Here is a 14,089-nt window from a genome sequence, read left to right as displayed (position 1 = left end):
TTTAGCGCCAGGTCCGGCACGCCGTCGGGACGCCGTTGGTGGACGGGGCGCCGGCGCGGTGCGAGGCTGCGGAACGTGATGGTCGTGGGCGCCCTGGCGTTGGCGGCGCTGGCCGGATGGCTGTACCTGGCGTTCGCGCACGGCGGCTTCTGGCGGACGGGACCGGGCCTGCCCGAGGCGCCGGAGCCGGACGCGTGGCCCGAGGTCGTGGCCGTGGTCCCGGCACGCGACGAGGCCGCCGTCCTCCCGGAGACCCTGCCGACGCTGCTCGCGCAGCGGTATCCGGGCGCCTTCCGCGTGGTCCTGGTCGACGACGGGAGCGGCGACGGCACCGCCGAGACCGCCGCCTCCCTGGCGGGCGGCGACCCGGCCCTGACGATCGTGCCCGCGAGGGAGCGCCCGCAGGGATGGGCGGGCAAGGTCTGGGCGATGGCGGAGGGCGTCCGGGCGGCGGGCGAACCCGACTTCCTCCTCTTCACGGACGCCGACATCGCCCACGCCCCCGGCACCGTGGAGAGGCTCGTCCGCGCCGCCGAGGCCGGACGCCGTGACCTGCTCTCGCAGATGGCCACGCTCAGCACCCGCACGGGCTGGGAACGGGTCGTCGTCCCCGCCTTCGTGTACTTCTTCGCCCAGCTCTACCCGTTCCGCCGCGTCGGCCGCGACGGGGCGCGCACGGCCGCCGCCGCGGGCGGCTGCATGCTCGTGCGCCGCGCCGTCCTGGAGCGGGCGGGCGGCCTGGCCCGGATCCACGACGCGCTGATCGACGACGTGGCGCTGGGACGGCTGGTCAAGCGCGCGGGCGGGCGCTGCCGCCTCGACCTCAGCCGCGCCGTCGCCAGCCGCCGCCCCTACCCCCGCCTCGCCGACCTCTGGGCGATGATCGCCCGCAGCGCCTACCACCAGCTGCGCTACTCGCCCGTCCTGCTCGCCGGGACCGTCGCCGGCCTGCTGCTCCTCTACGCCGTCCCGCCCGCCGCGACGGTCGCGGGACTGGCCGCCGGACCGTCCGGCCCCGGCGGGCTCGCCCTCGCGGCGGGAGCCCTCGCCTGGGCCCTCATGGCGGCCACCTACGTTCCGATGCTGCGCTTCTACGGCCTGTCGCCCGCGCGTGCTCCGGCCCTGCCGCTCGTAGCGCTGCTGTACGCGGCGATGACGCTCGACTCCGCGCGCCGGCACCGCACCGGGCAGGGCGGCGCATGGAAGGGCCGCACTTTGTCGGCCACGCACAAAACCGGCGCCGAGGATGCTCCCCCGGCGACATTGGAGTAAGTGTCTAATTACGTTACGGTCAGGTGGCCGTCACGCCGACGGCAGGGGCGAAGTCTCGCCGCCATGTCGAAGGGGTACCCGCCATGTCCATCACCGTCCGCCGGGTCGTGCGCGCCGCCGTGGCGTCGTGCGTCGGCCTCGCCATGACGGCGGCCGCCCTGCAGGGCACCGCCGCCGCGGCGCCGCAGGCTCCCACGCCTCCGGCCGAGGACCCGTTCTACCAGCCGCCTTCCCCGCTCCCGGCGGGCGCGCCCGGTGACGTCATCCGGTCGCGTCCCGCGGTGTTCACCGTCGACCCGATCAGCCACTCGCCGTACGGGGGCGTCAAGTCCTGGCAGGTGCTGTACCGGTCGCAGACGGGGGAGGGGCAGGCCAACGCCGTGTCGGGCATGGTCCTCGTCCCCACCAAGGAGTGGACGGGCCAGGGCGAGCGGCCGCTCGTCGCGTACGGCGTCGGGACGCGCGGGCTCGGCGACGCCTGCGCCCCGTCCTACACCCTCACCCAGGGCATGGACTACGAGGAGCTGTTCATCGCCGACGCGCTCAGCCGCGGCTGGGCCGTCGCCGTCACCGACATGGAGGGCCTCGGCACGCCCGGCCAGCACACATACGAGGTCGGCACCTCCCAGGGGCGGGCCCTGCTGGACGTCGCCCGCGCCGCGCGGCGCCTCCCGGACGCGGGCCTCGGCGGCTCGCCGGTCGGCATCTGGGGCTACTCGCAGGGCGGCACCACCGCGGGCTGGGCGGCGGAACTGGCGAAGACCTACGCCCCCGACCTGACGATCAAGGGCGTGTTCGCGGGCGGCGTCCCGGCGGACCTGCAGGCCGTCGCCAAGGGCCTGGACGGCTCCCCGTTCATCGCGCTCATGTTCATGGCCGCCGTCGGCTACGACGCCGCCTACCCCGAGCTCGACCTGGAGAAGTACCTCAACGACGAGGGCCGCGCGCTGATGGCCAAGGCCAAGGACATCTGCCTGGTCAGCTTCGACGGGCCCCTCACGGTCGTCCAGACCGCGTTCAAGCACATCAGCGACTTCACGACCAGCGACCCGCTGGCCACGCCCGAGTGGCAGCGGCGCCTGGACGCCAACAGGCTCGGCTCCACCGCCCCGAGCGCCCCGGTGCTCCAGACCCAGGCCGTCTACGACGAGATCATCCCGGCCGGGCAGGCCGACACCCTCCACAAGGCGTGGTGCGCGAAGGGCGCCAACGTCACCTGGAAGACCTATACCTTCGCCGAGCACGCCACCGGCATGCTCTGGAGCGAGCCCGACGCGATGACGTTCCTCTCCGACCGGTTCGCCGGCAAGCCGGTCACCGGCAACTGCGCCGCCTGACCGCGCGCCCGGAGGGCCTTCCTGTAAGGCGATCCCGTAGGGCCATCCCGCTCCGCAGGGGGCAGGATGGCCCTATGGATTTGGTGGAGTTCCTCCGCGCCCGGCTGGACCGGGACGAGCAGATCGCCCGCGCCTGCTCCGGTTCCCCCTGGAAGGCGTCCCCCTCCGGGACGGTCAGCACCGACACGGACGATCCCGCCTACGTCGCGACGGCGGAGAACGACGCGTACGCCGAGCACATCGCCCGCCACGCCCCGTCCCGCGCGCTCGCCGAGGCGGCCGCCAAGCGCCAGATCGTCGACGAGTACGAGAAGCAGGCCTGGATCCTCGGCCAGGGTCACCGCACCCCCGAGCTGGACGCGGCCCAGTCCGTCCGGGAGAACGTCCTGCGCCTCCTCGCGCTGGCCTATGCCCACCACCCCGCCTACCAGGAGGAATGGCGGCCCTGATCAGGCGGCGATGATCAGCGCGGGGTGGCCGGGGTCGTCCATCTTCAGGGCGACGTCGGCGGCGCGCACGGGCTGGACCTCGGTGTCATAGCGGGCGTAGGCGGGAAGCGTCCACGCCTCGTCGCCGGGGGTGCGGCGGGCCAGCGCGCCGCGCGACAGCGTCAGGTGGACGGTCAGCTCGAACGGCAGCCCCCGGCCGAGCAGCAGCGAACCGTCCAGCAGCAGGACGCCGCCAGGCCGGACGCGCACATAGTCCGCCCTCGTCGCCCGGTCGAGCGCCGCGTCCCACAGGCTCGGCAGGACCCTCCCCGTGCCGGACGGCTCCAGGGGCCCCAGCACCTCCCGGACGAGCCCGCCCACGTCGAGCCACTCGTCGTAGAAGACGTCCGGGTCGTCCCGCCCGTGCTCGTAGCGCAGCGACGCCGGGCGCAGGAAGTCGCGCGCCGACACCCGCACGACGTCCCGCCCCAGAGCGCGCAGCGGCGAGACGAGCGCGTCGGCCAGGTCCGAGGGCGCGGCGGGCGGCGCGCCGTCGATCGCCACCCGCGACCAGGAACCGGCCCTCGAAGCGGCGATCCGGTCGGCCAGCTCCTCGACCACCAGAGACGGCGAGATCGGTCGTGCGCGCATCACCTCATCCTGCCCGCAACCCGGGCCGCGCCTGACACACCGGCCCCTCGGAATGTAACCTCGGTACCGGGCCGAGAGGCGCTGCAACGGGCGAGAGCCCGCCACGCTCGGCCCGAGACACACCTGATTCCGCAAGGGCGCCTCCCAGATTCCATGGGAGGTGCTCGAAAAGATATGACTCGAACTCCATTGCGCGAACTCCTTGAGCAGCGGATCGCGGTGCTGGACGGCGCCTGGGGCACGATGCTCCAGGGCGCGGGACTGACCCCCGACGACTACCGCGGCGACCGCATCGGCGACGACCACCCGAAGGACGTCACCGGCGACCCCGACCTGCTGAACCTGACCCGGCCCGACGTGATCCTGGACGTCCACCGGCAGTACCTGCGGGCGGGCGCCGACATCACGACCACCAACACCTTCACCGCGACCAGCATCGGGCAGGCCGACTACGGCCTCGAAGGCCTGGTCCGGGAGATGAACGTGCAGGGCGCGCGGCTGGCCCGGCAGGCCGCCGACGAGTTCGGCGGGCGGTACGTCGCCGGCTCGATCGGCCCGCTGAACGTCACGCTCTCGCTGTCCCCGCGGGTCGAGGACCCGGCCTACCGCGCCGTCACGTTCGACCAGGTCAAGGCCGCCTACGCCGAGCAGATCGAAGGGCTCGCCGAGGGCGGCGTCGACCTGCTGCTGATCGAGACGATCTTCGACACGCTGAACGCGAAGGCCGCGATCGCCGCCGCCCGCGAGGTCGCCCCGCACCTGCCGCTGTGGATCTCGGTGACCATCGTCGACCTGTCGGGCCGGACGCTGTCCGGGCAGACGGTGGAGGCGTTCTGGCGCTCGATCGAGCACGCCGAGCCGCTGGTCGTGGGCGTGAACTGCTCCCTCGGCGCCGACGAGATGCGCCCGCACGTGGAGGAGCTGGCGCGCCTCGCCGGCACCTACACCGCCAGCCACCCGAACGCGGGCCTGCCGAACGCCTTCGGCGGCTACGACGAGACGCCGGAGGAGACCGCCGCCAAGGTCGGCGAGTTCGCCGCGTCCGGCATGGTCAACATCGTCGGCGGCTGCTGCGGGACGGGCCCCGACCACATCGCCAAGATCGCCGAGGCGGTGCGGGGGATGGGGCCGCGCGAGGTCGCCGGGCCCGGCGCGGCGAGCCGGTTCAGCGGCCTGGAGCCGTTCGAGATCGGCGCCGACACCGGCTTCGTCATGATCGGTGAGCGCACCAACGTCACCGGCTCCAAGAAGTTCCGCAAGCTCATCGAGGCGGGCGACCACCAGGCCGCCGTGGACGTGGCGCTCGAGCAGGTGCGCGGCGGCGCGAACCTGCTCGACGTCAACATGGACGCCGACCTGCTCGACAGCGAGCGGGAGATGACGACGTTCCTCAACCTCATCGCCACCGAGCCCGAGGTCGCCCGTATCCCGATCATGGTCGACAGCTCGCGCTGGAGCGTGCTGGAGGCGGGGCTGAAGACCGTCCAGGGCAAGGGCGTCGTCAACTCCATCAGCCTCAAGGAGGGCAAGGGCCCGTTCCTGGAGCAGGCCCGCCGCATCCGCGACTTCGGCGCCGGCGTCGTGGTCATGGCCTTCGACGAGCGTGGCCAGGCCGACACCACCGAGCGCAAGGTGGAGATCTGCGGCCGCGCCTACGACCTGCTCACGCGGGAGGTCGGGTTCCCGGCCGAGGACATCATCTTCGACCCGAACGTCCTCGCCGTCGCGACCGGCATCGAGGAGCACAACGGCTACGCCAAGGCGTTCATCGACGCGCTTCCCCTCATCAAGGAGCGCTGCCCGGGCGCCCGCACCAGCGGCGGCATCTCCAACCTGTCGTTCTCCTTCCGGGGCAACGACGTCGTCCGCGAGGCCATGCACTCGGCGTTCCTGTTCCACGCCGTGCGGGCGGGCCTCGACATGGGCATCGTCAACGCCGGGCAGCTCGCCGTCTACGAGGACATCCCCGCCGACCTGCTCGAAATGGTGGAGGACGTGCTGTTCGACCGGCGTCCCGACGCCACCGACCGGCTCGTGTCGTTCGCCGAGAACGTCAAGGGCGAGAGCACCAAGCGCGAGGTCGACCTGTCCTGGCGGAACGCGCCGGTCGCCGAGCGCCTCTCCCACGCCCTCGTGCACGGCATCATCGACTACATCGAGGACGACACCGAGGAGGCCCGGCAGCAGGCCGAACGCCCCCTCGACGTCATCGAGGGCCCGCTGATGGACGGCATGAAGGTCGTCGGCGACCTGTTCGGGTCCGGCAAGATGTTCCTCCCCCAGGTGGTCAAGAGCGCCCGCGTGATGAAGCGGTCGGTCGCCTACCTGGAGCCCTTCATGGAGAAGGAGAAGCAGGAGGCGCTCGCCGCCGGCCGCGTGCACAGCGACCGCGGCCAGGGCAAGATCGTCCTCGCGACGGTCAAGGGCGACGTGCACGACATCGGCAAGAACATCGTCGGCGTCGTCCTCGGCTGCAACAACTACGACGTCATCGACCTCGGCGTCATGGTCCCCGCGGCCAAGATCCTGGAGACCGCGATCCAGGAGAACGCCGACGCGATCGGGCTGTCCGGGCTCATCACCCCGTCGCTGGACGAGATGGTCTCGGTCGCGGCGGAGATGCAGCGCCGCGACATGAGGCTGCCGCTGCTGATCGGCGGTGCGACCACGTCCCGGCAGCACACCGCGGTGAAGATCGCCCCCGCCTACGACGCGACGACCGTCCACGTCCTGGACGCCTCCCGCGTCGTCGGCGTCGTCTCCGACCTGCTCGACGACGGGCGCGCCGCGACGCTGGACGCCGCCAACCGCGAGGAGCAGGCCCGGCTCCGCGAGCAGCACGAGAACAAGCAGCGCCGCCCGCTGCTCACCATCGAGCAGGCCCGCGAGAACCGGGAGCGGGTCGACTTCGGCGACCTGCCGACGCCCGACTTCACCGGGGTGCGGATCGTCCGGCCGGAGATCGCCGCGATCCGCGAGATGATCGACTGGCAGTTCTTCTTCCTGGCCTGGGAGCTGAAGGGCAAGTACCCGGCGATCCTCGACCAGCCCGTCGCGCGCGAGCTGTTCGACGAGGGCAACGAGCTGCTCGACCAGATCATCGCCGACGGCGCGTTCGAGGCGCACGGCGCCTACGGCTTCTGGCCCGCGCACTCCGAGGGCGACGACATCATCCTGCCCGGCGTGGCGCGCTTCCCGATGCTGCGCCAGCAGACGTCGAAGCCGGAGGGCCGCCCCAACCGCTGCCTGGCCGACTACGTCGCCCCGTCCGGCGACCACCTCGGCGGCTTCGCGGTGACGATCCTCGGCGCCGAGGACCTCGCCGCGAAGTTCGAGCAGGAGAACGACGACTACAAGTCGATCATGGTGAAGGCGCTCGCGGACCGGCTCGCCGAGGCGTTCGCCGAGTACGTCCACCTGGAGGCCCGCCGCGCCTGGTTCGAGCCGGACGCCGACCCCGCCCTGGAGGACCTGCACGCCGAGCGGTTCCGCGGCATCCGCCCCGCCCTCGGGTATCCGGCGAGCCCCGACCACAGCCTCAAGCAGACCCTGTTCGACCTGCTGGACGCGGGCCGCCTGGGCATGAAGCTCACCGAGTCCTACGCGATGGCCCCGGCCGCCAGCGTCAGCGGGCTCATCTTCGCCCACCCGGCGTCGCGCTACTTCACGGTCGGGCGCGTCGGCAAGGACCAGATCGAGGACTACGCCCGCCGCTGCGGCCTTCCGGTCGCGGAGGTCGAGCGCTGGCTGGCCCCCAACCTGGCCTACGACCCCTCCTGATGGTTTTTACCACTCCGCTTGTATAAAATGGCGGAATGGGTGAACGTGAGCTGGTGGACGGCGCGCCGGGCGCTCCGCTCGGCGCCAGCCGGTCCGCCGTGCTGGAGGTCCTGCGCGCGTTCGGCCCTCTCGGGGTCCGGGAGGCCGCCGAACGCACGGGGCTGCACCCCAACACCGTCCGCCTCCACCTGGACGGCCTGGTCGGCGCCGGCCTCGCCGAGCGCGCCGCCGAGCGGCCCGCGGAGGGCGGGCGGCCGGGCCGTCCCCGCGCCCTCTACCGGGCGGTGCGCGGCGACGACGGCGAGGGCGTGCGCAGCTACCGGCTGCTCGCGCAGATCCTCACCAGCCTCGTCGCCGGGACCATGGACGACCCGTCCGGCGCCGCGGCCGAGGCCGGGCGCGCCTGGGGGCGCTACCTCGCCGAGCCGCCCGAGCCGTTCCAGAAGGTCGGGCCGGACGAGGCGCTCGCCCGGCTGACCGACTTCCTGAACGGCATCGGCTTCGACTCGCAGGCCGGGGACGACCTCGTGCTCCGGCTCGTCCACTGCCCCTTCCTGGAGATCGCCGAAAGCGACCGGAAGGTCGTCTGCCCGCTGCACCTCGGACTCATCCAGGGCGCGCTCGCCGAGATGCGGGCGCCGCTGGCCGCCGACCGGCTCGAACCGTTCGTCGAGCCGCACCTGTGCCTGGCCCACCTCAGCCGCACCGAGACCGACTCCGAAGCCCCCGACGCCTGACGGCCGGAACGCCTGAACAGCCGGAACGCCTGGCGGCCACCGCGCCGCGGCCGCCAGGCGGGTTGCGCCGGGTCAGGGACGGCCGATGCGGACGCGCCACACCTCGGGCCCGGCCTCCTCGTACTCCCAGGTGAACTCGCCGGGGTGCTCGGCGGCGAACTGGTAGTACAGCGGCTTCGGGTCGTGGTCGTTGACGAGGACGAACGCCGTGCCCGCCGCGAGCGCGCCGAACGCCTCGAAGATCTGCGCGTGCCGCTGGGCGGGGACGAGGGTCCGCACGTCCAGCTCCCCGCCGGTCACCTCGGCGGTCGCACCGGGCGTGCCGGGGTCGTCGTGGCCGCCGCAGGTGCAGCCCGCGCCCTTCGCGGGGCCGCCGAGAACCTCCTGCATGCCGGCGAGCAGCCCGGCGAGGTCGACGCCCGCGTCCACGAGCGCGGGCAGGATCAGGTCGTTCTCCTTCGCCAGGTGCGACTGGAACAGCGCGTTGAGCGCCGCCGCCGCGCCGACCGCCTCGCCGGGCGTCCGCGCCGCCCGCAGTTCGGCGACCCGCTCCCGCAGGACGGCGTGCTCGGCCAGCATCGCGCGCAGCAGCAGCCGCGCCTCGGGGAGGTCCTCCGCGGCCCGGTAGAGGGTCTTCTCCTCGGCGTCGGCGTGCGGGAGGACCTCCTCCTCGCAGAACGCGGCGAGCGCGTCGCGCCGGTCATGGGGGGCGGCCAGCTGGTCGGCCGCGCGGGTGATCGTGAGGGCGTGGTCGGCCATGGTCCGGCCGAGCCGCTCGTGGTGGTCGCGGATGGCCTGGACGGTCTCCTGCTGCGGGTGGGCGGTCGATGTGGTCATGAGCACTCCTCCTGCATCTGTTTTTCACAACACTATATGTATTTATACTTCTGTCATGGAGAAACAGGCGGGCGGGGTGGCCGGGACGCGGGCGGGAGCCGCCGTGCGAGCCGGGGCGGGGCGCGGACTCGCGGTGCGCCGCCTCCCGATGCTCGCCGGGGCGCTGCTCTCCCTCGTCGCCGCCCTCTGGGGCGCCCTCGTTCTACTGGGCCTAGACGTCCCGCTCCCGCGAGCCGGGTTCGCCGCCGGGCACGGGCCGCTGATGGCGCTCGGCTTCCTCGGCACGCTGATCTCCCTGGAACGCGCCGTCGCCCTCGCGCGCCCCTGGGCCTACGCCGCCCCCGCGCTCGCCGGAGCCGGCGCCCTCGCCACCGCCGCCGGGCTCGACCGGCCCGGGCGGCTCCTGCTCACCGCCGCGGGCGGCTGGCTCGTCGCCGTCTACATCGCGGTCCTGACCGGCCGCCGCACCGGGCCCGACCTGCTCGTCCAGACGGCGGGCGCCGTCGCCTGGTACGCGGGCGGCCTGCTGTGGATCGGCGGCCGGACGGTCACCGAGATCGTCCCTTGGCTCGCCGCGTTCCTGGTCCTCACGATCGCGGGGGAGCGGCTCGAACTCGCCCGGATCGCGTTCGCCGGCCGCCGCGCGACCGCCGGACCGGTCCTCGCGGCGGCCCTCGTCCTGGCGGGCGCCGCCGCCTCCGTCCCCTGGCCGGACGCGGGATGGCGCCTCACCGGCCTCGGCATGGCCGCGCTCGCCGGCCTGCTCACCGTCCGCGACGTCGCCCGCCGGACCATCCGCATGCCGGGCCTGCCGCGCTACGCCGCCGCCTGCCTCCTCGCCGGATATGTCTGGCTCGCCGTTGCCGGTTCGATCTGGCTCGCCACCGGACGGCCGGACGGCGGCGGGCCGTACGACGCCGCCCTGCACGCCGTGTTCCTCGGCTTCGTGATGTCGATGGTCTTCGGGCACGCCCCCGTGATCCTGCCCGCCGTGCTCCGGGTGCGCCTGCCGTTCCACCCCGTCCTCTACGCGCCCCTCGCCCTGCTCCACGCGTCCCTCCTCCTGCGGCTCGCGGGCGACCTCTCGGGCGTCCCGGGCCTGCGGACTGCGGGAGGCGTCCTCGGCGAGGTGTCGCTCCTGCTCTTCGGCGGCTGCGCCGTGGCCGCGGCCCGCCTGCTGCGAAGGGAAACGCCATGACGTCCATCGGTGTGCGGCCGAAGCCGGCCCCGCCCCGTCCGGCCCGCGCCGCCGGACACGCCGTCGCGAACGGCGCCGTCCTCGCGTGGCTCGCGCTGACCGTCGTGGCGGCCCTGCTCCACGGCGAGCTGCCCGCACCGCACTGGCTGCTGATCCACGTGTTCCTGCTCGGCGCCGTCACCAACGCCATCGTCACGTGGACGGAGCATTTCGCCGCCGCGCTCCTGCGTGTTCCGCCGCCCGCGCGCTGGTGGCCGTTCACGCGGCTGGCGGTCCTGAACGCGGGGATCGCCGCCGTCCTCTGCGGGGTGTCCGGGGGAGTCCCGGCGGTCGCCGTCGGCGGCGCGGCGGTCGTGGTGGGCGTCGTCGCCGCGCACGTCGCGGTGCTGGCGCTGCGCGGGCGGCGCGCCCTGACCGGGAGGTTCGCGCACGTCGTCACCTGGTACGTGTGGGCGGGCGCAGCGCTGGTCGCGGGGGGCACGCTGGGCGGGCTGATGGCGTCCGGGCACGCCGCGTCCGCGCGGGCCGCCCACGCTCACGTGAACCTGCTCGGCTGGGTCGGCCTGTCGGTCCTCGGCACGCTGTTCACGCTGTGGCCGACCGTCCTGCGCACGCGGATCCAGGACGGCACCGAACGGATCGCCCGCTGGTCGCTGCGCGCCGCCGTCCCCGGCCTGGCCGCCGCCGTGACCGGACTCCTCGTCGAACTGCGGTGGCTCACCGCCGCCGGTCTCGCCCTCTACGCGCTCGCCGCCGCGCTCTCCCTCGTCCCCTTCGTGCAGACCTTGCGGCGGCGGCATCCGCACAACGCCGCGTCCTGGATGCTCGCCGCCGGGACGGCCTGGTTCGTCGTGACCCTGGTCGTGGACGCGGCCCAGCAGAGCCTGGACGGGCTGCTGCCCCTCGTCCTGGTGGGCTTCGTCGGCCAGACGCTTCTGGGCGCCCTCACGTTTCTGCTTCCCGTGGTGCTGGGCGGCGGCCCCGCCGCCCTCAAGGCCAACGCCGCCCTGATCGAGCGCGCCTGGCCGCTCCGCGTGGCGGTGGTCAACGCGGCCGTGCCGCTGCTCGTTCTCCCGGCCCCCGCCTGGGCGGCCCGTGCCTCCTGGGTCGCCGTCGTCGCCGCGCTGGCCGCTTTCGTCGTACTGGCCGCCGCGTCCGTCCTGCGCTCGCACCGCCCGTCCCCGGCGGTCGCGGGCATCAGCGCGGGCGTCCTGCTCACCGCGCTCGCCGTCGGCGTCACCGCGCACGGCGGCCCCGCCGGGCACGGCACCGACTCACGGGCGGTCACCGCGTCCGGCGCCCGAGTCGTGGACGTGACGCTCGCCGACATGCGCATCCGCCCCGGGACGATCGACGCCGCCCCCGGCACCCGGCTCGTCCTGCGCGTCACGAACGAGGACGCCCAGCCCCACGACCTGCGCCTTGCGTCCGGGCAGGCCACGCCCATGCTCGCGGCGGGCCGGACCGCGACCCTGACCCTGCCCCCGCTGAAGAGCGCCGTCGACGGCTGGTGCACCGTCGCCGGCCACCGCGCCGCCGGCATGACGATGCGGATCAACGTGACGGACGGCGCTCACGCGACGGGCGACCATCACGGGACGAGCGGTTCCCACGCGATGTCATCGGGACCGCTCGACCTGTCGGCCCCCATGTCGCCGAACTGGCGCCCCTATAACGCCGCCCTCGCCCCCGCCCCGGGAGGCAAGGAGCACCGTCTCGAACTGCACGCCACCGAACAGGAACTGGAGGTCGCCCCAGGCGTGCGCCAGCGCATGTGGACGTTCGGCGGCACCGTCCCAGGCCCGGTCCTACGCGGCAAGGTCGGCGACGTCTTCACCATCACCCTCGTCAACGACGCCGCCATGGGACACGGCATCGACTTCCACGCAGGATCGCTCGCGCCGGACGTCCCCATGCGCACCATCCAGCCCGGCGAACGCCTCACCTACCGCTTCCGCGCCGAGCACGCCGGCGCCTGGCTCTACCACTGCTCGACGATGCCGATGCTCCAGCACATAGGGAACGGCATGTACGGCGCCGTCATCATCGACCCGCCGGGCCTGCCTCGTGTGGACCGCGAATACGCCCTCGTCCAGGGCGAGTTGTACCGCGGCGCCCCCGGGTCCCCTGAGCAGGTCGCCAAGATGCAGGACGGCCGCCCTGACGCCTGGATGTTCAACGGCACCGCCGCCGGCTACGACCACGCCCCGTTGACGGCCCGAACCGGCGACCGCGTCCGCGTCTGGGTGGTGGACGCGGGCCCCTCGTCCAGCACCGCCTTCCACATCGTCGGAGCCCAGTTCGACACCGTCTACAAGGAAGGCGCCTATCTCCTGCGCAAGGGGGACGCGGGCGGCGCGCAGATACTCGACCTGGCGCCCGGCCAAGGCGGCTTCGTGGAGACCGTCGTTCCCGAGGCCGGCCACTACCCCTTCGTGGACCACGACATGCGCCACGGGGAATCCGGAGCCCACGGAATCGTGAATGTCACCGGTTAGTGCCATCATCCATGCGTGGAGTTTGAGGCACTGATCGACCAGTTGGCCGGGCCTGACCAGAAGGCCGCGAGCGATGCCCTCGTGGCCATCGGCGCGCCCGCCGTCCGGCCCGTCCTTGCCGTCCTGTGCGACGAGGAGTCGCCGGTCGACTGGGCCACCAGCGCCACCGTCCTGCGGCGCATCGGCCGTCCCGCGCTCGACCCCCTGGTCGAGGCCATGGCGGCCGCGCCCACCGGCGAGGTCGCCCGCCGCTGCGGCTGGGCCCACAGCGGCTTGGAGATCGCCGACCTGGCGGTCTTCGTTCCCGGCCTGAGCCATGCGAGCCCGAAGGTCCGCGCGAACACCGCCTACGTCCTGCAACTCAAGGGGGAGGCGGCCCTTCCGCATGCCCCTGCCCTGCTCGCCCTCTTGGACGACCCTGACCCCGACGTCCGGCAACGCGTCGTCTGGGCGCTTGAGGAGATCGGGCCCGGCGTGGTCCCGCTCCTCCGCCGGATCCGGCGCTCCCGCACCCCCGCCCGGCGCCGGGCCCTGGAGGCCCTCGCCGCGGTCGGCGGCCCGTCCGCGCTGGACGACCGCGACCAGGCCCTCGTGCGGCGGCTGATCCGCGTCAAGGCGGCGACGGAGACGCCCGAGCCCATGCACCTGTGCGGCAGTTGGTACGCCGTCCCCAGCGGCGACCGGGACGCCGTCCTCGACGCCTTCGGCCTTTCCGAGCCCGAGCCCGTCACGATGCGGCTCGGCGCGTCCGCCTGGAACCACGACCACCACGTCTGGCGCGGTGACCACCGCTCCTGCCGCCGCGTCTACGTGACCCCGCTCCTCGACGGCTGGACGCTCCTGTTCGGCGATCCCTTCCCCACCCACGAGGACCTTGACCCCGCCGACGTCCAGGAGCACTGCCGCGACCTGAGCCGCCGATTCGGCGCGGCCCACTGGTACGGCGCGAGCTGCGGCGACGAGTGGACGTCCTGGTGCGTCGCCGAGAACGGCGACATCGTCCGCTATTACGACGTTTTCGACCCGGACGATCAGATCGGCTCCCACCCGGCCGAGGACGGCTACGTCCTCCCGCACACCGACCCCTTCCCCGACGACGCCTTCGACGACATCGACCTCCACGACAGCGCCGCCTTCCAGGCCCGGTACTCCCAGGTCAAGGAGGAGCTCGGCATCCCCGACGAGTGCCACGCCACCGGCTTCGCGGCCCGGGCGTCTGTCGACCCGTCGGCTCTGGGCCCGCAGACGTCCGTCCAAGGCCATGCCGTCCTGGCGCTGACCTCCTGCGGACGCCGTCACGGCCACCCTCCCGGCGCCCTGGAGATCTGACCCGCGGGTCATCGGTAGGATC

General features: G+C 73.5%; 10 protein-coding genes and 1 riboswitch. Of the genes, 8 read left to right on the top strand and 2 right to left on the bottom strand.

Annotated features, from left to right (window positions below; all coding sequences use genetic code 11):
- Positions 1-78: 78 nt before the first annotated feature.
- From AB0C21_RS38780 to AB0C21_RS38770, 3 genes are all read left to right on the top strand, one after another.
- Positions 79-1,272, top strand: a complete 1,194-nt coding sequence (locus AB0C21_RS38780) for a glycosyltransferase (RefSeq protein ID WP_500211149.1) — start codon at positions 79-81, stop codon at positions 1,270-1,272.
- 83 nt (positions 1,273-1,355) lie between these two features.
- Positions 1,356-2,609, top strand: a complete 1,254-nt coding sequence (locus AB0C21_RS38775; RefSeq protein ID WP_500211095.1) for a lipase family protein — start codon at positions 1,356-1,358, stop codon at positions 2,607-2,609.
- A gap of 74 nt (positions 2,610-2,683) precedes the next feature.
- Positions 2,684-3,058: a DUF6221 family protein gene (locus AB0C21_RS38770; protein WP_149262660.1), complete on the top strand. Its 375-nt coding sequence runs from the start codon at positions 2,684-2,686 to the stop codon at positions 3,056-3,058.
- Here the strand turns inward: AB0C21_RS38770 and AB0C21_RS38765 are convergent, their stop codons facing one another.
- Complete coding sequence (locus AB0C21_RS38765; protein ID WP_500211093.1) at positions 3,059-3,688, bottom strand: nucleoside/nucleotide kinase family protein; 630 nt, start codon at positions 3,686-3,688, stop codon at positions 3,059-3,061. It abuts the gene before it with no gap.
- A gap of 67 nt (positions 3,689-3,755) precedes the next feature.
- A riboswitch (S-adenosyl-L-homocysteine riboswitch) is annotated at positions 3,756-3,838 on the top strand.
- Between the two features lie 24 nt (positions 3,839-3,862).
- Here AB0C21_RS38765 and metH point away from each other — a divergent pair.
- Together metH and AB0C21_RS38755 are read left to right on the top strand one after the other, a co-directional pair.
- Complete coding sequence (metH, locus tag AB0C21_RS38760; RefSeq protein ID WP_500211091.1) at positions 3,863-7,468, top strand: methionine synthase; 3,606 nt, start codon at positions 3,863-3,865, stop codon at positions 7,466-7,468.
- A 35-nt stretch (positions 7,469-7,503) separates the two neighbouring features.
- Positions 7,504-8,205: a helix-turn-helix transcriptional regulator gene (locus AB0C21_RS38755; RefSeq protein WP_500211090.1), complete on the top strand. Its 702-nt coding sequence runs from the start codon at positions 7,504-7,506 to the stop codon at positions 8,203-8,205.
- A gap of 72 nt (positions 8,206-8,277) precedes the next feature.
- Here AB0C21_RS38755 and AB0C21_RS38750 read toward each other — a convergent pair whose 3' ends face one another.
- Entirely contained in the window at positions 8,278-9,042 is a 765-nt protein-coding gene (locus AB0C21_RS38750; RefSeq protein WP_500211088.1) for a DUF2249 domain-containing protein, read from the bottom strand.
- Between the two features lie 55 nt (positions 9,043-9,097).
- Here AB0C21_RS38750 and AB0C21_RS38745 point away from each other — a divergent pair, with 55 nt between their 5' ends.
- Genes AB0C21_RS38745 through AB0C21_RS38735 form a run of 3 tightly spaced genes read left to right on the top strand, consistent with a single transcriptional unit; the run spans position 9,098 to position 14,067 of the window.
- On the top strand, positions 9,098-10,240 hold the full coding sequence (locus AB0C21_RS38745; RefSeq protein ID WP_500211087.1) for a DUF8744 domain-containing protein: 1,143 nt from the start codon (positions 9,098-9,100) through the stop codon (positions 10,238-10,240).
- A complete protein-coding gene (locus tag AB0C21_RS38740) occupies positions 10,237-12,738 on the top strand; it encodes a multicopper oxidase domain-containing protein (RefSeq protein WP_500211086.1) in 2,502 nt (833 codons plus the stop codon). Before AB0C21_RS38745 ends, AB0C21_RS38740 begins: the two co-directional genes overlap by 4 nt.
- Positions 12,739-12,753: 15 nt before the next feature.
- Positions 12,754-14,067, top strand: coding sequence for a HEAT repeat domain-containing protein (locus AB0C21_RS38735; protein WP_500211085.1), 1,314 nt, complete (start codon positions 12,754-12,756; stop codon positions 14,065-14,067).
- The last annotated feature ends 22 nt before the right edge of the window (positions 14,068-14,089 follow it).

The organism is Spirillospora sp. NPDC049024 (assembly GCF_040649235.1).
In the GTDB taxonomy this organism is placed as follows: domain Bacteria; phylum Actinomycetota; class Actinomycetes; order Streptosporangiales; family Streptosporangiaceae; genus Spirillospora.
Note: the sequence above shows the minus strand (reverse complement) of the source record. Positions and strands in the feature narration are given on the sequence as shown.

Excerpts from the sequence above, each read along its gene's own strand:
- AB0C21_RS38765 (WP_500211093.1), bottom strand. The coding sequence starts at position 3,688 with ATGCGCGCACGACCGATCTCGCCGTCTCTGGTGGTCGAGGAGCTGGCC.
- AB0C21_RS38770 (WP_149262660.1), top strand. The coding sequence starts at position 2,684 with ATGGATTTGGTGGAGTTCCTCCGCGCCCGGCTGGACCGGGACGAGCAG.
- metH (WP_500211091.1), top strand. The coding sequence starts at position 3,863 with ATGACTCGAACTCCATTGCGCGAACTCCTTGAGCAGCGGATCGCGGTG.
- AB0C21_RS38775 (WP_500211095.1), top strand. The coding sequence starts at position 1,356 with ATGTCCATCACCGTCCGCCGGGTCGTGCGCGCCGCCGTGGCGTCGTGC.
- AB0C21_RS38750 (WP_500211088.1), bottom strand. The coding sequence starts at position 9,042 with ATGACCACATCGACCGCCCACCCGCAGCAGGAGACCGTCCAGGCCATC.
- AB0C21_RS38740 (WP_500211086.1), top strand. The coding sequence starts at position 10,237 with ATGACGTCCATCGGTGTGCGGCCGAAGCCGGCCCCGCCCCGTCCGGCC.
- AB0C21_RS38755 (WP_500211090.1), top strand. The coding sequence starts at position 7,504 with ATGGGTGAACGTGAGCTGGTGGACGGCGCGCCGGGCGCTCCGCTCGGC.
- AB0C21_RS38745 (WP_500211087.1), top strand. The coding sequence starts at position 9,098 with ATGGAGAAACAGGCGGGCGGGGTGGCCGGGACGCGGGCGGGAGCCGCC.
- AB0C21_RS38780 (WP_500211149.1), top strand. The coding sequence starts at position 79 with ATGGTCGTGGGCGCCCTGGCGTTGGCGGCGCTGGCCGGATGGCTGTAC.